General features: G+C 71.1%; 16 protein-coding genes. 11 read left to right on the top strand and 5 right to left on the bottom strand.

Annotated features, from left to right (window positions below; all coding sequences use genetic code 11):
• The first annotated feature begins 116 nt into the window (after positions 1-116).
• From ACSRUE_RS43910 to ACSRUE_RS43890, 5 genes are all read left to right on the top strand, one after another.
• A complete protein-coding gene (locus tag ACSRUE_RS43910) occupies positions 117-1,340 on the top strand; it encodes an MFS transporter (RefSeq protein ID WP_441288785.1) in 1,224 nt (407 codons plus the stop codon).
• 222 nt (positions 1,341-1,562) lie between these two features.
• The gene (locus tag ACSRUE_RS43905; RefSeq protein WP_441288784.1) at positions 1,563-1,691 is read left to right on the top strand and encodes a hypothetical protein; all 129 of its coding nucleotides are present in this window, start codon (positions 1,563-1,565) and stop codon (positions 1,689-1,691) included.
• Between the two features lie 121 nt (positions 1,692-1,812).
• On the top strand, positions 1,813-2,196 hold the full coding sequence (locus ACSRUE_RS43900; protein ID WP_441288783.1) for a hypothetical protein: 384 nt from the start codon (positions 1,813-1,815) through the stop codon (positions 2,194-2,196).
• Positions 2,197-2,851: 655 nt separating this feature from the next.
• Entirely contained in the window at positions 2,852-4,117 is a 1,266-nt protein-coding gene (locus tag ACSRUE_RS43895; protein ID WP_441288782.1) for a DNRLRE domain-containing protein, read from the top strand.
• Between the two features lie 161 nt (positions 4,118-4,278).
• Positions 4,279-5,202: an N-acetylmuramoyl-L-alanine amidase family protein gene (locus ACSRUE_RS43890; protein ID WP_441288781.1), complete on the top strand. Its 924-nt coding sequence runs from the start codon at positions 4,279-4,281 to the stop codon at positions 5,200-5,202.
• Between the two features lie 6 nt (positions 5,203-5,208).
• On the opposite strand, the gene lon is transcribed toward ACSRUE_RS43890, so the two are convergent.
• Entirely contained in the window at positions 5,209-7,620 is a 2,412-nt protein-coding gene (gene lon, locus ACSRUE_RS43885) for an endopeptidase La (protein ID WP_441288780.1), read from the bottom strand.
• Positions 7,621-7,737: 117 nt separating this feature from the next.
• Between lon and ACSRUE_RS43880 the strand changes: the two genes are divergently transcribed.
• From ACSRUE_RS43880 to ACSRUE_RS43855, 6 genes are all read left to right on the top strand, one after another.
• Positions 7,738-8,733, top strand: coding sequence for a lysophospholipase (locus ACSRUE_RS43880; RefSeq protein WP_441288779.1), 996 nt, complete (start codon positions 7,738-7,740; stop codon positions 8,731-8,733).
• A 14-nt stretch (positions 8,734-8,747) separates the two neighbouring features.
• Positions 8,748-9,134 carry an NFACT RNA binding domain-containing protein gene (locus tag ACSRUE_RS43875; RefSeq protein WP_441288778.1) on the top strand — a complete coding sequence of 129 codons (387 nt, stop codon included), beginning with the start codon at positions 8,748-8,750 and terminating at the stop codon, positions 9,132-9,134.
• Between the two features lie 70 nt (positions 9,135-9,204).
• The gene (locus ACSRUE_RS43870; protein ID WP_441288777.1) at positions 9,205-9,561 is read left to right on the top strand and encodes a hypothetical protein; all 357 of its coding nucleotides are present in this window, start codon (positions 9,205-9,207) and stop codon (positions 9,559-9,561) included.
• Positions 9,562-9,856: 295 nt separating this feature from the next.
• Positions 9,857-11,119 carry a glycoside hydrolase family 5 protein gene (locus tag ACSRUE_RS43865; RefSeq protein WP_441288776.1) on the top strand — a complete coding sequence of 421 codons (1,263 nt, stop codon included), beginning with the start codon at positions 9,857-9,859 and terminating at the stop codon, positions 11,117-11,119.
• A 420-nt stretch (positions 11,120-11,539) separates the two neighbouring features.
• A complete protein-coding gene (locus ACSRUE_RS43860; RefSeq protein ID WP_441288775.1) occupies positions 11,540-13,336 on the top strand; it encodes an AMP-dependent synthetase/ligase in 1,797 nt (598 codons plus the stop codon).
• 181 nt (positions 13,337-13,517) lie between these two features.
• Positions 13,518-14,984, top strand: coding sequence for a hypothetical protein (locus ACSRUE_RS43855; protein ID WP_441288774.1), 1,467 nt, complete (start codon positions 13,518-13,520; stop codon positions 14,982-14,984).
• Between the two features lie 42 nt (positions 14,985-15,026).
• Here ACSRUE_RS43855 and ACSRUE_RS43850 read toward each other — a convergent pair whose 3' ends face one another.
• The 4 genes from ACSRUE_RS43850 to ACSRUE_RS43835 all read right to left on the bottom strand — a co-directional run bounded on the left by ACSRUE_RS43850 (position 15,027) and on the right by ACSRUE_RS43835 (position 19,522).
• Positions 15,027-15,749, bottom strand: a complete 723-nt coding sequence (locus ACSRUE_RS43850; RefSeq protein ID WP_437761434.1) for a glutathione peroxidase — start codon at positions 15,747-15,749, stop codon at positions 15,027-15,029.
• Between the two features lie 274 nt (positions 15,750-16,023).
• The gene (locus ACSRUE_RS43845) at positions 16,024-17,211 is read right to left on the bottom strand and encodes a methylated-DNA--[protein]-cysteine S-methyltransferase (protein WP_441288773.1); all 1,188 of its coding nucleotides are present in this window, start codon (positions 17,209-17,211) and stop codon (positions 16,024-16,026) included.
• Between the two features lie 45 nt (positions 17,212-17,256).
• Complete coding sequence (locus tag ACSRUE_RS43840; protein WP_441288772.1) at positions 17,257-18,099, bottom strand: helix-turn-helix transcriptional regulator; 843 nt, start codon at positions 18,097-18,099, stop codon at positions 17,257-17,259.
• Between the two features lie 229 nt (positions 18,100-18,328).
• Positions 18,329-19,522, bottom strand: coding sequence for a glycoside hydrolase family 16 protein (locus ACSRUE_RS43835; RefSeq protein WP_441288771.1), 1,194 nt, complete (start codon positions 19,520-19,522; stop codon positions 18,329-18,331).
• Positions 19,523-19,613: the final 91 nt, after the last annotated feature.

Raw genomic sequence — 19,613 nt, 5'->3', positions numbered from 1 at the left:
GGGGTGAGTCGGTGCGGCGTGCTCATCGAGATCGAGACCGGATCGAGATCGAAACGTACGCAAGTGTCCGTGTTTCCGGCGACCGAAGCTCGTCCGCTCGGTTACGATTGTCCGTCGTGGCAGACCGAACGCGCGCCGGCACGATCGCCGCCCTCGCCGCGCTGTACTTCGCCCAGGGCATCCCGTTCGGCTTCCAGGCGACGGCGCTCCCCGTCTTCCTGCGGGCGAGCGGCGTCTCGCTCTCCGGCGTGGGCTTCGCCGGCGCGCTCGCGATCCCGTGGGCGGCGAAGGCGCTCTGGGCGCCGCTCGTCGACCGCTACGGCTGGGAGCGGATCGGCAGGCGCCGCTCGTGGATCCTGCCGCTCGGGGTGCTGCTCTCGCTCACGTGCGCGGCCGCCGCGTTCGTCCCGCCGTCGCGCCACCTCGGCGCCCTGCTCGCGCTGGTCTTCCTGATGAACCTGCTCGCGGCCACCCAGGACATCGCGGTCGACGGGCTCGCGATCGACCTGCTCGGGCGCGGCGAGCTCGGCCTGGCGAACGCCGCGCAGGTGGTCGGCTACAAGATCGGCATGCTCGTCGCCGGCGGGCTGCTCGTCTGGGCGAGCGCCTGGATCGGCTGGGGCGGTCAGTTCGGGGCGATGGCCGCGCTCGTCTTCCTCTCGGCGCTGGCCTCGCTCGCGCTGCGCGAGCCTCCCGCGAGCGAGGCCGAGGCGCACGCGCGCCGGTCGCTCCGCGAGGTGCTCGCGGCGGTCTTCGCGGCCCTGCGGGCGCCTGGCGCGCTCTGGGTCGTCGCCTTCCTCGGGACCTACAAGCTCGGCGAGGCGATGGTCGACATGATGTTCAAGCCGTTCCTCGTCGACGCCGGCTTCCCGCCGCACCGGATCGGCCTCTGGGTGGGCACGTACGGCCTCGTCGCGTCGATCGCCGGCTCGCTCGCGGGAGGCCTCCTGTCGCACCGGATCCCGCTGCTCGCCGCCGTCGCGGTGACCTCGGCGCTGCGCACCGTCGCGATGGCGGGCGAGTGGTACCTCGCCGCGGCGGGGGCGCCCACCGCGAATGCCGTCGTCGCGGTCACCGTGGCCGAGCACCTCTTCGGCGGCGCCCTCACGACCGCGGTGTTCGCTTTCATGATGTCGCGTGTCCGGCGGTCGGTCGGCGCGACGCACTACACGCTGCTGGCCAGCGTGGAGGTGCTCGGCAAATCGCCCGCGGTGTGGCTCTCGGGCGCCGTCGCCCAGCGGCTCGGCTATGCAGGCCTGTTCGCCCTGGGGACCGTGATCTCGGTCGCCTTCCTCGGGCTGCTCTTGCCGCTGCGGGAGCGGAGAGCGGGCGAGGGGTGAGCAGGCCCGGCCGTGCCATCGGCCGGCCGGCGAGCGCCTCATCCCGCCAGAGGGCGTAACTGGCGAAACCTTGCGTGACGGCGGCGGGCAGGGAGCAACATACTGCGCCTGTTCGACGATCAGGCCAACGACACCCCGGCGGATTGGGGCCGCCGGGGTGCCGGTTGCCCAGCCTCGTGCCGGAGGACTGGACGCACGATGATCTCTTCCAAGCATTGGATCGTGGGAATTTTGTCTCTCACGGCCCCGGCGCTCCCTTTCGCCTGTGGCGACGTCCCGTACATGGGTGGCGACTGCGCGACCACGGACGACTGCCTGTCCAGCAAACAGACGGTGCCGGGCACGGTCTGATCAAGGAGCGCTGCGTCTGCGCCGAGCCGGGCCAGGTGATCTGCTGCCCGCCGGGCGAGGAGGAGCCGGACTGCTTTCTCGAGTGCCGGGATTGCGACGAGTGCGCGGAAGGAACGCTGGCGTGCTCGGGCGTGATCGATCCACCGACGCGGGCCGCGGAGAGACGTCGCAGGACTGCGGTGGACCATGCAAGCCGTGCAAGGACGGGGATCCGTGCAAGGTCGGGGCCGATTGCCAGTCGGGGGTCTGCGCGATGGCCCATTGCAAGGCCCCGACGTGCGACGACGGCGTGAGGAACGGCGATGAGACCGGCGTGGACTGCAGCGGCACGTGCCCGCGCCGCTGCCCGGACGGCCGCGGGGGCGCGTCCGGCGAGGATTGCGAGAGCGGGGTCTGCTGGGCCGGAGCGTGCGAGCCGCCCATCTGCAAGGACGGCGTGGAGAACGGCGACGAGCTCGGGGTGGACTGCGGGGGAGCAGGGGGCGGCGCGGCGTGTCCGGGGTGAGCGGCGGCGCGCTTCGCCCCGGTTCAATGACACGGAGAAATTGAACCGCAAGGGCACAGAGGGCGGCCAGGCGACGCATCAAGACGCCGAGGAGAGGGAGGGGAGGGGAGTGAGGGGAGGGGGAGCGAGGAGAGGAGGAGAGAGGGATAATTTTTACTCCCTCCTCTTCCCTCGACGTCCACGGTGCCCTCTATGGTTCCTTTTCTCACGAGACCAGAGGACGGGCTTTCGCGTCGCGGCGCCGATTGATGCGAAAGACGATGATCCGCGCGCCCATTTCATGATATAACCAGACAGCGCTACGGCTGCCTGCTGCAAGAATCGCTAGTGACCGCGCTCGCTCGACTCCGTCCATCGATCGCCAGGCCAGCGACGACCCCCATCCGGCTCAGGGGAGCGAGAGCCTTTGGGGCGAGGGAGGTCGAGGTCGGCCACGATCCGGGAGGCGAACGCCTGGTGACGGCCGTCCCGTCGTGCCGTCCCGCCGCACGCGCTGATTGACGAATGACTCCTTCAGCGCTCCGCCTTCGGGCAAATGGACCATTATATCAACGTCTACTCTATTTGTAAATAGTAATTTCAAAGTCCATGACGTGCGGCAGAACGCCGCACGACGCGGCGCAGCTATGGCGGCGCCGCAACGAGGAGCTCTCCCATGAAGACCACCTATTTGTCGAAGTCCGGTTCCGTTTCCTTTGCTTCCGCGCTCGCACTCGCCTTGATGATCTCCGGCTGCGTGGCGGCACCCGAGCCGCATGACGACAACGACGAGGCCATCGGCGAGGGCGCGGCGGCGCTCGTCTCCTGCTCGGTGCTCCCTACCGGCAACATCGTCACGAACGGCAGCTTCGAATCGCCGGACGTGTGGTCCGGCACGTCGTCGATCTACAACGGCTCGATCACCGGCTGGCAGGCTGCCTATGGTCAGATCCAGGTCTATGACCACTCGAACGGCATGAACCCGGCGCACGGCAACCAGCACGTCGAGCTGGACGCCACGAACTCGAGCGGCATCTATCAGAACCTCACGACCGTCCCGGGAGCGACGTACCAGCTCCGGTTCGCCTTCGCCGCGCGCCCCGGCACGAACGCGAGCCAGAACGTGCTGGGCGTCGTCTGGGGCGGCCAGCAGGTGGCCACGCTGACGACCGCCAGCTCCGCATGGGTCTATTACACCTATACCCTCGTGGCCTCCGGCACGACGACGCGCCTCCAGTTCAACGACCTGGGCATCTCGAACGGCCAGGGGACGCTCCTCGATAACGTCACCGTGGTCGCCGCCGATACGGATCAGGACGGGGTGTTCGACTCGTGCGACAACTGCCCGGCGCTGGCCAACCCCTCCCAGGCCGACGCCGACGCGGACGGCATCGGCGACGCCTGCGAGCCCCCCCCGCCGGCCGAGCCCGTGTGCGTGGTCGTGCAGCGCGGCACCTACGGGAGCGTGCAGGATGCCCATATCCAGCCCGGCGTCTCGTGGCCCTACGGCGATTACCCGTATGTCGTCATGAACACGTTCCCTGAGGGCGTGCAGCTGGGCGTGCTGGCCTTCGATCTGTCGTTCATCCCGGCGGGCTCCGACGTCGAATCCGCGACCCTCTCGCTGTCTCACACGTGGAAGGAGAGCGCCAGCACCATCGAGCTGCACCGCGTGAACGGCCCCTGGCAGGAGTCGACCGTGCACGCCGGCAACTTCCCCGGGTACAACGCGGCCGTCGAGGCCTCGATCTCCACCGTCGCCCAGGCGAGCGCCGTCGTGACCGCCAACGTGGCGGCCCTCGTCCAGTCCTGGGTGGATGGTTCCCCGAACTACGGCGTCGCGCTCCACGACGTGAACGGTCGGACCGACATCCGCTCGAGCGAGCAAACGAACATCGCCCCCCGGCCGAAGCTCGAGGTCTGCTACACGCCCGCCCAGTAGCGGGGGCCGGCCGAGGTGCGGGGCGCGCCGGGTCACGGTCTCCCGGACGTCTCGGGCGATCCCGGGATGTCGCTACGTCACGCCCCCTTCGTCACCCCGGCCACGCTCGTTTGCCGAGAACCTGACGCCGCGCTCCGCCTTTGATAGCAAGCGGAGCCGCGGTGATCTCGCGCAGGAAGCTCGTCCTCGGTCTCGCCGGCGCCGCCGGCGCCGCCGCCCTGTCACGGGCGCTCGCCCCGGGCGCCCCGCGTGAGATCGCGGCGCGGCGCGCCCTCAAGCTCCCGATCGCGCCGAGCGGGTGGCCGTTTCCAGGGGCCCGCGTCGTCGCCCCGTCCGCCGTCTTTCCGCGGGATTTCGGGGTCCGCCGCGTCTACCTCGACGCCGGACATGGCGCCCCCGGCAACTCCGGCAACCTCTCCTGCTTCTGCGTCGACGAGCAGGACTTCACCCTCGCCGCGGCGCGCGCCCTCGCCGAGCGGCTCAACGCCACCGGGCGCTTCGAGGCGCGCGTGGGCAGGGCCGGCGACCGTCCATTGCCCTACCCGGAGCGCGTCGAGGACGCCGCCCGGTGGGGCGCCGACGCCTTCGTCAGCCTGCACTCGGACGTGCGCGGCAGGACCGAGACGTGGTCGCCCGGCCAGGGCCGCCAGTGCCCGCTCAGCCTCGCCGCGCCGGGGTTCGCCGTCCTGTGGTCCGACGAAGGCGAGCCCGCCCTCTGCGCCCTCCGGCTCGCGCTCGCGCGCGGCTTCGCGAGGCGGATGGAAGAAGCAGGCCTGTTGCCCTACGACGGCGCCGCGTACAGCGGCCTGTACGAGCCGGACGCCGCCCAGCCCGGCGTCTTCCTCGACCGGCGCCCCCCGGGACAGCGCATCTTCGTGCTGCGCCGCCCTTCCATGCCCTCCATCCTCGTCGAGACCCACCACGCGCTCGACGCCCGGGAGGCGACCCGCTGGACCGAGCCCGCCACGCTCGACGCCTTCGCCGCCGCCGCCGCCGCCGCGCTGGCCGACGCGCTCGGCGCCGCCGGCGCGCCGGCCAGCGCGCTCGGCGGCGACGGCGCGCCGGCCTCGCCGCCGCCCACCTGAGGCGCGTCAGGACGCCCGCGCGTGCGGCATCTCCTCGGGCGCCTCCCGGCGGATCGAGCGGAGCCGCAGGCAGAGCGCGAGCGCCTCGTCGAGCGTGTTCACCAGGTAGAACTCGAGCGAGCTCCTCACCTCGGCCGGCAGATCGTCGAGATCCGCCTCGTTGTCCGCCGGCAGCAGGATCTCGAAGATCCCCGCGCGGTGCGCCCCCAGCACCTTCTCCTTGATCCCCCCGATCGGCAGCACCGTCCCGCGAAGCGTGATCTCCCCCGTCATCGCGATGTCGCTCCTGACCGGCCTGCCCGACAGGGCGCTCACCAGCGCGACCGCCATCGTCACGCCCGCGCTCGGCCCGTCCTTCGGCACCGCCCCCGCCGGAACATGGATGTGAACGTCCCGCCGCTGCAGCCGATCGGACGGCACGCCGAGCTCCGCCGCGTGCGCGCGCGCATAACTCAGCGCCGCGCGGCCGCTCTCCTTCATGACGTCGCCCAGCTGCCCCGTGAGGACGAAATCGCCCTTGCCGGGCATCACGCTCGCCTCGACGTGCATGATGTCGCCACCCATCTGCGTGTAATACATGCCGGTCGCGACCCCCGGCTGATCGTGCTGAAGCCTCCGCTCAAGGCGCATCCTCGCGCGGCCGAGCAATTCCTTCACGTCGTCGTCGGCGCCCACCACAGCCCGCTCGATCTCGCCGGCCGCGATCCGGCGCGCGGCCTTCCGCGCCAGCGCGCCGAGCGTCCGTTCCAGCTGCCGCACGCCCGCCTCGCGCGTGTATCCGCTGATGAGCCCGCCGAGCGCCGCGCCCGTCACGCGCAGCTGCTCCTCGCGCAGCCCGCACTCCTTCCGCTGCCGGGGGAGCAGGTACTTCCGGGCGATCTCGTGCTTCTCCTGCTCCGTGTACCCGGCGAACAGCGCGGGCTCCATCCGGTCGAACAGCGGAGGGGGGATCGTCTCGCGGAAGTTCGCGGTGCAGATGAACAGCACCTCGGACAGGTCGAACGGCAGGCCGAGGTAGTGGTCGACGAAGCCGTCGTTCTGCGCCGGATCCAGCACCTCGAGCAGCGCCGCGCCAGGATCGCCCTGGTAGGAGGCGCCGAGCTTGTCGACCTCGTCGAGGACGATCACCGGGTTCTTCGAGCCCACCCGCTTGATGCCCTGGAGGATGCGGCCGGGCATCGCGCCCACGTACGTGCGCCGGTGGCCGCGGATGTCCGCCTCGTCGCGCGCCCCGCCCAGCGAGACGCGGACGTACTTGCGCCCGAGCGCCCGCGCGATCGACTCCGCGATGGACGTCTTGCCGGTCCCGGGCGGACCGAGGAAGAGCAGGATCGGCCCGCGGGAGATCGCGCGGCTCCGCTCGCCCTCGCTCCTCGCCTGCTCCAGGCGCAGCTTCCGGACGGCCAGGAACTCGAGCACCCGGTCCTTCACGTCGCCCAGGCCGTAGTGATCCTCGTCGAGGATCGCCCGCGCGCGATCGAGATCGACGTGGTCGTCGGTCCGCTGGTTCCAGGGCAGATCCGCCACCCACTCGAGCCACGTCATGAGGACCTGGGCCTCCGGCGACGTCTCCCGCCCCATGCGCCGCAAGCGCCCGAGATCGCGCCGGGCCTCCTGCAGGATCTCCGCCGGCAGGTTGGCGCGCTGCAGCTTGTGCTCAAGACGTGCGGCGGCGTTCTCGTCGTCTTCCTCGCCGAGCTCCTTCTGGATCGCGCGCAGCTGCTCGCGCAGGTAGATCTCCCGCTGCCGCTCGCCGAGCTCCTCCTCGACGGTCGTCCTGATCTTCTCCTGGGTCTCGACGATGCCGATCTGCCGGTAGAGGTGCAGCGCGAGGCTGCGCATCCGCTCTTCCGTCGAGAGGATCTCGAGCAGCGCCTGCTTCTCGGGGGTCGGGAGGTCCAGGTAGAAGGCGATGTGGTTCACGAGCTCGGCCGGGCCGTACATGCTGCCGACGAACTGCTTGAGCACGTCCTCGGGCGCGCCGCGGTGGCGGCCGTACTCGACGGCCCGCTCGCGCACCTCGCGGGAGAGCGCCTCCAGGGCGCCGTCCTCCTCTGGACGGAGGGGCAAGTCGGCGAGCTCGATGACGGGGGCGCGGATCACGCCGTCGACCTCCGTGTAGCGGGGCGCGGCCGCTCGCCGCTCGCAGTAGAGCACGAGCTGGAGGCCCGACCCGAACCGCTGCACCTGGGTGATGCGGGCGATCACGCCGATCGAGAAGAGGCCGCTCGCGGTGGGCTCCTCGGCGGCGTCGCGCTGGGCGACCGCGAAGATGCGCTTGTCTTCTCCCTCGACCCGGAGGGCGGCCTCCACCGCGCGGAGCGTCTTCAGCCGTCCGACCGTGATGGGCGTCGCTATCCCAGGGAAGAGGACGGTGTCGCGCAACGAGAGCACGGGCAACGATCGGCGCTCGGGCATGGCCGGCCTTTGTGCGAACCTCATGCCACGGAGGACCGTACCGAAAACTCCTTTCGGCGCGGAAGCATCGAGAATCGTGGTCAGCCGCGCGCGGAGCGGTGATAGGGTCGGCCCGCGATGCCCGCGGACACCTTCACGTTTCAGGCGGACGATGGCCGAGAGCTCTTCGTGTACCGCTGGCTCCCGGACGGCGGGGCGCGCGGCGTCGTCCACGTCGCGCACGGCATGTCGGAGCACGCGGGCCGCTACGCGCGCCTCGCGCAGGCGCTCTGCGCCGACGGGTGGGCCGTCTACGCGAACGACCACCGCGGCCACGGCGCGACGGCGCGCGGGAGCGACGAGCTCGGCTTCTTCGCGAGCCAGGGCGGCTTCCAGCGGGTCGTCCGCGATCTCGCGCAGCTCATCGCGCGCGCGCGCGGCGAGCACCCCGGCCTGCCGGTCGTCCTCTTCGGCCACAGCATGGGCGCCGCCCTCGCGCAGGAGGTCCTGATCGAGCACGGCGGCTCGATCGACGGCGCGGTGCTCTCCGGCGCCTCGGGCAAGGCGAACGCGCTCGTGGACGCGGGCCGGCTCGTGGCGCGCGCCGAGCGGCGGCGGCTGGGCGAGCGCGGCAAGAGCCAGCTCCTCCAGACGATGAGCTTCGACAGCTTCAACAAGATGTTCGCCCCGACGCGCACGCCCTTCGACTGGCTCTCTCGCGATCGCGCCGAGGTCGACGTGTACATCGCCGATCCCCGCTGCGGCTTCCCGGCGACGACCTCGCTCTGGGTCGACCTGCTCGACGCGATGGCGGCGCTCGCGCGCCCCGAGCGGCTCTCGCGCATCCCGAAGGACCTGCCCATCTACGTCTTCTCCGGCTCTCGCGACCCGGTCGGCGGGCTGCTCAAGGGCGTCACCCAGATGATCGAGGCGTACCGCGCCGCCGGTCTCCGCAGGGTGGCGCAGCGGTTCTACCCCGGCGGGCGCCACGAGATGCTGAACGAGATCAACCGCGAGGAGGTCGTGCGGGACCTGCTCGCGTGGCTCGCCGCCGAGGTGGCGGGCGAGGCGAGGGCGCCGGCGAGGCCCGCGCAACCGGGCGCCGGGCCGCGCGCCGGCGCCGCGTCCGGCTGACGGCGGGGGCCGGCATGGGCAGCAAGGGGCGGCCGTACCGCACGCTCACGATCGATGGCTTCGAGGTGCTCGTCGGCCGCGGCGACGAGGACAACGACGCGCTCACCTTCGAGATCGCCGAGCCGCACGATCTGTGGCTGCACGTGGCCGGCGGCACGCCGGGCAGCCACGTGATCGTGCGCAACCCCGAGCGCGTGGAGGTCCCGCGCGAGGTGGTGGAGCGCGCCGCGGCGGCCGCCGCGTGGTACTCGAAGGCGCGGAGCGCCGCCAAGGTGGAGGTCCACGTCTGCAGGGCCGCGGACGTGAGCAAGCCGCGGGGCGCGCCCGCCGGGACCGTGCAGCTCGCGCGGTGGAAGAGCGTGCGCGTGCGGCCGGAGCTCCCCGGGCGCGATCCGGGGTGAGCCGAGCGCCGGCGCGCGTCGTGCAGCGGCCCCTGCTCGCCAGGCGCTCGCGAACAGCTAGACTGTCGCCGTGCAGCTTCGTATCGAAGGGGATCGATTGACGCTCACCCTGGAAGGAGCCGAGCGGCTCTGGGCCGTGAGGCTCCGGCCCATCGTGGTGCCCCGCGAGCACGTGGCGCGGGCGGAGGCGGCGCTGCCGCCCTCCACATGGATGGAGATCCGCGCGCCCGGGACGGCCCTGCCGGGGGTGATCAAGGCGGGGACCTACTTCACCGCGCACGGCAAGGAGTTCTGGTACTGGGTGCGGAGCCGGAAGGAGCACCCGCTGACCGTCGAGCTCGAGGGGGAGTGGTATCGGCGGCTCGTCCTCACCATCGACGATGCTGCCGGCTGGGCAGCGCGGATCAACGCCTGGGCCAGCGGCTGAGTCATCCGAGCGGGCGCTCGGGATCCAGGCTGAACAGGAGCTGCGTGGCGCCACCTGGCGGGCGCCACGCCCTCGGGCGGCGGCGGGCGACGGCGAGCCCCGTTGCGCCCCCTGACCGCGAAGGCCGAGCTCGGGCTCCCGGGATCCGGCGCGGATCGCGGTCCGGGAGCGTCCGTGCGATTTGTGACGGCCGGCAGGGGCGCAGCGCAACCTGAGGGAGACGAGCTCCCTTTCCATGACCCGCAGAGGACCCATGACCCACGCGTATCGACTCGCTTCCTTCTCGATTCTCGGCTTGCTTGTCGCTTGTAGCTCGACGGATCCCGATGTCACGTCGGGCGCAGGCGCGGCCTCTGGAGGGGTCACCGGAGGCAGCGGCGGAGGCACCGCCACGGGCGACGCCGGCACGGGCGGTGGCGGTGCAGGCGACGCCGCGACGGGCGGCGCTGGCGCGGGCGGCGCCGGTTCCGGTGGTGCCGGCGCGGGCGGCGCCGGTACGGGGGGAGTCGGGGGCTCCGGCGGGACCGGCGGATCAGCGACGCCCGTGGACGCCGCGGCCATGGTCCCCGACATGGGTATCGGGGCCAACATCGGCAACACGCTGGAGAACACCACCGCCTGGGAGACGGGCTGGGGCCAGCCGCTGATCACGCAGACGTTCATCAACGGCATGGCCAGCCACGGCATCAAGACGGTGCGTGTGCCCGTGGCCTGGGACACCTACGCCGCCAGCGGCACGATCGACGCCGCCAAGATGGCCCGCGTCAAGGAGGTGGTGGGCTGGATCGAGGCCGCCGGAATGTACTCGATCGTGAACATCCACTGGGACGGGGGCTGGATCTACAACGAGGACAACGCCGATAAGTACAAGCTCACCGACGGCGTCAAGACCAGGTTCGCGTCCTACTGGACCCAGATCGCCACGGCCTTCAGCGACGTCGGTCACAAGCTGATCCTCGAGGGGATGAACGAGGAGGGGAACTACTGGGTCAACGGCGTTCACGACGGCGGGACGCCGGACTACGCCGCTCTGAACGAGATGAACCAGCTCTTCGTCACCACCGTGCGCGGGCAGGGCGGCTACAACGCGAGCCGCGCCCTGCTCATCGCCGGCTTCGTGACGGACATCGACAGGACGTGTGTGGGCGATTTCAAGGTGCCGACCGATCCGGCCGGCACGAAGAGCCTCTTCCTCTCGATCCATTACTATACGCCTTACACCTTCTGCGGCCTCGACACGGTGGAGAGCTGGGGCTCTCCCAAGACGACGTGGGGCACGGAGCCCGAGAAGGCGGAGCTGAAGAGCAAGTTCGACACGCTCGGCGCGTTCAGCGCGCAGCGGAGCCTCCCGATCATCCTCGGCGAGTTCGGCGTCACGCTGGGCACGAACTACCCCCGTGAGCCGGCGTCGCGGACGCTGTGGATGCGGTCGGTGGTGGAGGCGTCGCGGTCCCGCGGCGTCGTTCCGGTGCTGTGGGACACGGGGACGGACATCAAGCGCACGGACGGCTCGTTCTCGACGGAGTGGCAGGCCGTCGTGAGCGCCGTCAACCGGTAGCCGGCGCCGCCGGCGCTCCGGGCCGGCAACGTCGTGCGCGCGCGGCGGCAGCACGGCGAGCAGGGGCTCGAGGTGTTCCACGACCACATCCGCGAGGCGGACCTGGCGCAGCTCGGCGCGGCGGAGCTCGCCGAGGTCCACATGCGGGTCGCCGCCGTCCTGGAGGCCCCGGGGCGGGCCGACGCGGACGCGCTCGCCGTGCACTTCCGGCGCGCCGGGCGCCCCGCCGAGGCGGCCCGTTACGCGGTCCTGGCGGGCGATCGCGGCAACGGAAGCGGAACGCGGAACGAGACAACCGGCGGCTCGTCCTGTGCCGCCTGCGCTCCGAGGGGCTCCTCGACGCTGATTGACAATGCCCCGGCGGCTCCCGCATCCTGGCCACCCCGCGACCCCCCGAGGCCTCGAGCCGCAGGAGATGCCATGAGCACCGTCCTCCACCGTCTGGAACAGTGGGCCAACGAATCTCCTGACGCGCCGGCCCAGCGCTTCAAATCTCAAGGCGAGTGGAAGACGCTGACCGCGCGCGAGTACCGTGACCGGGTTCACCACCTCGCGCTGTTCCTGGAGTCCAGGGGCTTCGACGCGAGCCAGGCCGGCGCGATCCTGTCGTACAACTGCCCGCAGTGGGTCCACGTCGACCTGGCGGCGCTGCTCGTCGGGGGCAAGTCGGCGGGCCTCTACCCGAACTCCACCGCGAAAGACATCCAGTACATCCTGAACCACACCGAGGCGACGCTGCTCTCGGTGCAAAACAAGGAGTACTTTCAGAAGATCTCCGGCGAGAAGGGCGAGTATTCCGTCCCTGACAGCGTGAGCTGGATCCTCGTCTTCGATGGCGACACATCGATCTCTCCCAAGGCGATCTCGTACGAGCAGGCCCTGGCCGAGGGCCGCGCGCTCGCGGGGCAGCCGGGCGCGAAGACGTTCGCCGACTACCTGGCGAAGATCGACCCCAGGGCCGGCGCGTTCCTGATCTACACCTCGGGCACGACGGGCAACCCCAAGGGGGCCATGCTCTCGCACGACAACCTGGCTTACACGGCCGAATTGGTCGCGAAGTACTGGAAGCTGCCGTTCGCGCGCGGCACGACGTTCTCGTTCCTCCCGCTCTGTCACATCGCCGAGAAGCTGCAGTGCGTCGGGGCGGGCGTTACCCAGCGCTACACCGTCAACTTCTGCTCGAAGTTCGAGAACGTCTCGAGCGAGCTCCCCGAGGTGCAGCCCACGCTGCTGCTCTGCGTGCCGCGGCTCTGGGAGAAGATGATGGAAGGCGTGATGGCGAAGGTGCGCGGCGGCAAGGGCGCCAAGAAGAAGCTGGCCGAGTGGGCGCTCGCCGTGGGCGCCCGCGTGGCCCAGGCGAAGTACGCGCAGCGCGCGCCGAGCGCGCTCGACGCCTTGCAGCTCAAGCTCGCCGACAAGCTCGTGCTGGGCAAGGTGCGCGCGGCGCTCGGCCTGGGCAAGGCCGAGGTGCTCGCCTCGGGCGCGGCGGCGCTCGCGCCGCACATCTCGACGTGGTTCCGCGCGCTGAACCTCGAGATCCTCGAGGACTTCGGCCAGACCGAGTCGACCGGCGTCATCTGCATGACCGAGCCGGGCATCGAGAGCGCGGGCACCGTGGGCAAGCCCGTGCCGGGCGTCGAGTTCAAGCTGGCCGAGGACGGCGAGATCCTGACCCGCGGCCGGCACGTGTTCGTGGGTTACTACAAGGACCAGGCGGCGACGGAGGCCGCGCTCGAGGACGGCTGGCTGCACACGGGCGATCTCGGCGAGTGGAACGACCGCGGACAGCTCAAGATCCGGGGCCGCAAGAAGGAGATCCTCAAGACCTCGGGCGGCAAGATGATCGCGCCGCTCCCGATCGAGGAGCGGCTCAAGGCGGCGGAGATCATCAGCCAGGTGTGCATGGTGGGCGACGGCCGCAAGTACCTCTCGGCGCTGATCACGCTGACCGAGGGCAAGCTCGCCGAGCTGAAGGAGCGGGGCGCCCTGAGCAGCGACGCCGCGATCACGAGCGCCGAGGTGGTCGGCCAGGTGAAGGCGCACATCGACGCCCTGAACGCGGAGCTCGCCAGCTTCGAGCAGATCAAGCGGTTCACGGTCCTCGGCCGCGAGTTCTCGGTACAGGACGGCGAGATGACGCCGACGCTCAAGATGAAGCGCAACGTGATCGAGCAGCGCTTCCGCGGGACCATCGACGAGATGTACCCCGCCGAGTGAGCGGGGGCCGCGGGCCCCGCCGGCGGGCGGTCGGTCGACGAGCGCGCCGCGGCGCTCGCCCGGCCCTGGGAGAGGCGCCCCGCGGCGCGTTCGTCGACCGCCCGATCGAACAGAGAATGTCGGGCTGTCGCTCATCTCCCGAAGGGGATGCGCGCGGCCTTTCATGTGGGAGGGAAAAGCCATGAGTTCACCGAGAAGCCACCTCGTGCTCGTGCCTGGTTTTGCGGGCTTCGATATCCTGGGGTCGATCGTCTATTACAGCGGTGTCACGGAGATCCTCCGAAACACCGATACCGGGCCGTACCAAGGCCCGCTCTCGGTGCATTGCTTCCCGAACCTGCCCACGGCGAGCGTGGACACCCGCGCGCACGCGCTCCTCCGCTGGCTCGCGGATCGGTTCAGGCAGGGGGTGTTCTACGGGGGCGCGGGCCGCGGCCAGCGGGACTGCGTCCACCTCGTGGGCCACTCGACCGGCGGGCGGGACATCAAGACGCTGATGCTCCTGCTCCTGGCCGAGACCGAGCAGAAAGGGTCGGTCTACGGCGTCCCGGTGGAGCGCATCCTCGAGAGCATCTGCTCGATCCAGTTCCTCTCGACGCCGCACCGCGGGACGAACCTCGCCCACGTCCTCCACCGGAGGCAGCCCCTCCTCACTGGCCTGGCCGGGGCCCTCCACTGGTGGCTCCGCCTGGCTGGCCCGAAGGACGCGAGCTCCGCGGCCCGCCGCGCGAAGACGCTCCTGCAGGTGTTCGGCCAATCGGACGGCATCGTCCGCGCCGCCCTCGACACGATCGAGCGCTTCCACGCGCTGCCGTGCGACGATCTCGCCAGGGCCGAGGCGCGCGGCGAGTACTTCAACGTGCTCCGCTGGCTGCTGCACGTCGCCGAGGACACCGAGGCCTTCGAGGATCTCGATCCCCTGCCGCTGTCAGGCCAGTCGTCGCGCGCGGAGCGCCGGTCCAGGCATGGCCTGTCCGCGCACGGTATCGGCGCCTGGCCGCGCGAGCTCGCGGCCTCCATCAAGAGCGCGAGGCAGGCAAGGAAAGCCAGCCTCCTCGGGGCGGAGCTCGAGGAGGAGCTGAGCGCGTACTACGAGCAGCGGGGCATCGCGCTCCGGTCGATCGTCACCCGGGCGAAGCGCGATCCCGGCGGCCCGTTCCTGGGCGCCTTCGGCATCTTTCACGGCATCACGGCCAACATCAAGGAGCCGAAGGTGGTCGAGGCCCTCGGGCCGCCCTGCTCCGTGCCACGGTTCGACGACCCGACCCGGACCGAGTCGCTCACGTCGGAGATGAACGACGGGATCGTCAACTGCGTATCGATGGTCTATCCCGACACGAAGCGCAGCTTCCTGGTCGACGCCGACCACGCCGACGTGATGGGCCACTATCGGTTCATCGCCCCGGAGGACGGCGACGGAGCGGACCCGAAATACGGGGGATACGACCTGTTCCAGTCCCGGTCGACCTTCGATCAGGCCGAGTTCGACAGGCTATGGAGCAGCATCGGGCAGTTCGCCATGAACAGCGACAGGTGCGCCGCCGCGGCGCGCCGCAGCTCGGCCGTCGCCCCCGTGGAGGCGCCGGCCTCGGCGCCGGCGGTGACCCATTTCCGCGCCGAGCCGTCGGATCCCGAGGGCGGCGCGTAGGCGCCCGCCATCGTCGGGGGGCGCCCAGGCCGCCTTCGTGAATCAGGCCTTCGCGAGGTAGGCTTCGAGCTCGTCGGCGCCGCCGATGTGCTTGCCGTCGATGAAGACCTGCGGGGTCGTGCCCTTGCCGCTCACCGCGCGCAGGCGGCGCGGCGAGGCCGCCACCTCCTCGTAAGCAATCTTCCGCGCGTCGAGGAGCCGCTTCGCCTTGGTACAGTAGTCACAGCCCGGCTTCGTGAACAGCAGCACGTCGTGCGGCGCCTTCGACGACGGAGCCAGGTACTTCAGCATCGTGTCCGCGTCCGACACATCGAAGGGATCCCCCTCCACCTCGGGCTCGATGAACATCTTCTTGATCACGCCGTCGTCGACCAGCATCGAATAGCGCCACGAGCGCTTGCCGAAGCCGAGGTTCGCCTTGTCGACGAGCATGCCCATCTTCTCGGTGAACTCCCCGTTCCCGTCGGGCAGGAACTGGATCTTGTCCGCCTCCTGCGCCTTGCACCACTCATCCATCACGAACGCGTCGTTCACGGACACACACGCGATGGTGTCCACCCCGCGCCGCTTGAACTCCTCCGCGAGCTCGTTGTAGCGCGGCACGTGGCTGCTCGAGCAGGTCGGCGTGAAGGCGCCCGGCAGCGCGAACACCACCACCTTCTTGCCAGCGAACACCTCCTTGGTGGTCACGTCCCTCCACTGACCGTCGACGCGCGTACGAAATGTGACATCCGGAACGCGCTGCCCTTCGAGGTTCTTCAGCATGACTGTCGTGCTCCTCCCGTGCTCTTCTCGTTGCCATCCGCGACGGCAACCTTGTCCAGCGTCGTGCGGCGCTCCACGCGGCGCTCTCGGGCCGGCGAGAACTTAGCTCCCGGCCTCGACGCCAGCCAGCGCGACGGCGAGCCCGACCGAGGGCCGCGCCGCGATGGCGAGCCCGACCGGCGGCCGCGCCGCGAAGGCTGCTCGCCCGGGCGACGGCGACCGCGCCGGCGGAGGCGCCCCGCTGGGCAGCCCAGCGCCGCCGCGGGGCGAGGCGTCAGCCGCTCCGCGCCAGATCCACCGCGCGCCAGAGGTACCAGCTCGCCACCGTGCGGTACGGCTTCCACCGCGCGCCGCGCTTCTCGAGGTCCGCGCGCGTTGGCGGCTCGGGCCGCTTGAACGCGAGCGCGAAGCCCTTGCGGATGCCGTAGTCGTCCGCGGGCAGCACGTCCGGGCGGCCGAGGCGGAACATGAGGAGCATCTCCACCGTCCACCGGCCGATGCCGCGCACCCGCGTGAGGCGCTCGATGATCGCCTCGTCCTCCATGCCGTGGACCTCGGCGAGCGTGGGGAGCTCGCCGTCCTCCGTCTTCCGCGCGAGGTCGCGCAGCGCGAGGAGCTTCGCCTGCGAGAGGCCGGCGCCGCGGAGCTTCTCGTCGGAGGCGCGCAGGAGCTGCGCGGGCGTGGGGCCCTCGTGCGCTCGCGGGAAGAGCGCGCGCACGCGCGCGAAGATGGTCGCGGCGGCCTTGCCGGTGAGCTGCTGGTAGACGATCGACTCCGCGAGCGCGAGGAAGAGGCTCGACGTCCTGTCGATCCGCATGGCGAACGGCCCGACCGCGTCGATGACGCGCGCGAGCGCCGCGTCGGACGCGCGCAGGTGCTCGACGGCGGCGCCCGGATCGAAGCCGAAGTCGCGGCCGGGCGCGGCCTCCGGAGCGCCGCGCGCCTGGCCGCTCTCGATCGCGAGGAGGCGGAGCTTCGTCGTGACGCCGCCGTTCGCGGAGAAGCCGCCTGCCTTGCCGCCGGCGGCGAGCACGCGGTGGCACGGCACGATGATCGCGAACGGGTTCCGCCCGAGCGCCTGCCCCACGGCGCGCGCCGAGCCGACCGCCCCGAGGCGCGCCGCGACCTCGCCGTAGGTCAGCGTCGCGCCCGGCGGGATGGTGCGCGCGACCTCGTAGACGCGGCGGTGGAACGGCGGCACCCGATCCATGTCGAGCGCGACGGCGGACAGGTCGCTCGCCTCGCCGCGCAGGAGCGCGACGATCGCGTCGACCGCGCGCTGCACCTCGGGCGGCGGCGCCGCCGCCTGCGCGCCCGGGAGGCGCTGGAGCAGGCGCGACCGCGTCTCGGGCTCGCGCGCCTCGGGGAGCTGCAAGGCGGCGACGCCGCGCTCGCCCCACGCGATGCCGCAGCGGCCGATCGCCGTGTCGAACAGGAGGAAGCCGTGTGCCGTCGCTGTCATGAGGGTCCTCGCGGGCAGGCGGGGCGCCCGCGTCCGGCGGCCATCCTAGGAGCGCGCGGCGAGGCGATCTTGGAAGATCTTGCGATCCCCCCTCGCCGCCTTCCGGAAGCCGCGGGGCGAGACGCCGGCCGCGCGGTGGAAGGTGCGGACGAAGTTGGAGAGGTCGCCGAACCCGACGTCGAGCGCGATGTCGGTGATCGACCGGGCGCCGTCGGCGAGGAGGCGCGCCGCGCGGCGCAGGCGGGCGCGGACCAGGTACTGGTGCGGGGTCACGCCAAGGACCTTCCCGAAGACCCGCAGGAAGTGGAACGGGCTGAGCCCGACCTCCCGCGCCGCGCCCTCGAGGTCGATCGGCTCGTGCGCGTGCTCGTCCAGCCAGAGCGCCGCCTCGACGGCGCGGCGGCGGTCGCGCGCCCCGGTGTCCGGCGGCCTTCGCTTCCGGCCGGAGGCGACCTCGACGAAGCGGGCGGCGAGGAGCACCCCCACCTCGTCGACGCCGATGTCGCTCCTGCCCTCGGCGGCGGCCTGCGCGAGCTCGCCGAGCACCATCAGCTCGGGCACCGGCGGCAGGCTGCCGGCCCGGAACGCGCCGCCGCCGTCGCCGAGGGACTCGACGAGCGCCGGCGCGAGCTGGAACGACAGGCACTCGTCGCCGACGACGTGCTCGTGCGAGCACGTGTACTCGTCGCCGGGGTGGCCTACCAGGAGCGACCCGGCCACGAGCTCGAACGCCTCCCCCCGGACACGGTAACCGAAGCTGCCCTTGTGCACGTAAGAGACGGAGAAGCCGCGGTGGAGCTCGGCGAACGGCGCGTCCCCGGGTCCGGAGCGGCACCGGTAGTCGACCACCGAGATGGCGTCGCCCCGCACCAGCGTCGTGACGTCCATGGGTCACCGAATGTATCTGCGGCGGCGAGGCCGAGCAACGCGCCCCGCGCCCCGTGCTGCGCCGCCGCTTCCACCCGCGCCGCCGCGCCCGCCGCTCCGGGGCCCGCGCGCCCCGCCGGCCTCGACCGTCTCGTGGCGTTCCGGCGGCGGCCTACCGGGCCGGTGACGGACAAGGCACCGCTTCCGCATGCCTCACGCGCAACCAAGGCCGAACCCGGGCGACGCAGTGCTAGGGCAGGGTGTCCTCGCGGGCGATCGACGACGCGCGGAAGCCGGCCACCTGCGCGTCCACCTCGGCCTGCGACAGGATGGCATCCTTGGCGAAATAGACCCAGTCGACGTCCTCGGCGTACGTCCGTGGCTCGGTCTGCCCAGCGGCGAGCTCGTCGAACCACAGATTGAAGTCGAGGTGCTGGTTCGTCTCGGGGACGTACGTCGCGTCGTGCGTGCAGAGCCGCGTGCCCTCGATGTAGTAGCGGATGTCGGACTCGGTGATCTGGATGAGGAGCCTCTTCCAGCCGGACTGGTCCCCCGCCACATGGTTTGACTGCGTATTCTCCAGCGTGGCGGTCTCCCACGAGGTCAGCCACAGCGTGCTGGTGTCTTCCTGACCCCACCCGCCGTTGGGCATGTACTCGAAATCCTGCTCCGAGTAGCCGGGATCGGTCTCGGGGTCGTTGATCCACGGGCTGATCGCGAAGAACGTCTCGACCGGCTTGTCGGCGAGGTGCCGGGTCCCGGTCAGAGGAGCGTTGCTGAATTTTACCCGAGCGGAGTACGTCCCCAGGCGGAACTTGTCGTCGTTCGATTGAAGCTCTGCGTGCGAGGTGCTCTCGCCGGAGCCGCGTGTGGTCGCCTCGAGCCGTAGCAGTCTGTTCGAGGCGAGATCGGGATCATCGATGAACGACACATTCGACGGCAGCCATTGGGCGCCGTCGACCCCGGGCGCTCCGTCTTCCGCGCGGACCCACCACCAGCTCGTGAGGTCGTCGTCGGTGATGCCGGTGTAGGTGAAGTCGTCGAAGAACTCGGCCGACACGGTGACGTCGCCACCGCCACCGCCGTCGCTGCCGCCACCGCCGTCGCCGTCGCCGTCGCCGCCACCGCCGTCACCACCACCACCACCACCGTCGCCGCCGGTGCCGGTGCCGGTGCCGCTGTTACCGTCGCTGCCGCCATGACCGCCGTTGCCCCCGGCACCGCCGTTGCCCCCGGCACCGCCGTTGCCACCGGTGCTTCCGGCACCGCTGCCGCCGGCCACGGTGTCATTCGAGCAAGCCACCAACACGTGCGCCACAAGAAGCATCACGCCCGCAGGGCGGATGCAGCGCACGCCGCGAAGCGCCCCGTCCTTCGAAGCGCCGATCCCCTGAGATTCGCGATGCGTTTTCATCAAGACTGCTCCATTCCAGATCGAGCCCATGGCCGCACGCAGTCAGACATCTGGTGGTGGTCCAGGTACCACATCTGTGTGCAAGTTCCCGCGCTGCCATGTGCGAGAGCGGGCGCTGCGT

The organism is Sorangium sp. KYC3313 (genome assembly GCF_052075895.1).
GTDB lineage: Bacteria > Myxococcota_A > Polyangia > Polyangiales > Polyangiaceae > Sorangium > Sorangium cellulosum_B.
The sequence above is the reverse complement of the archived record's forward strand: the minus strand, read 5'-3'. Positions and strand labels throughout refer to the sequence as shown.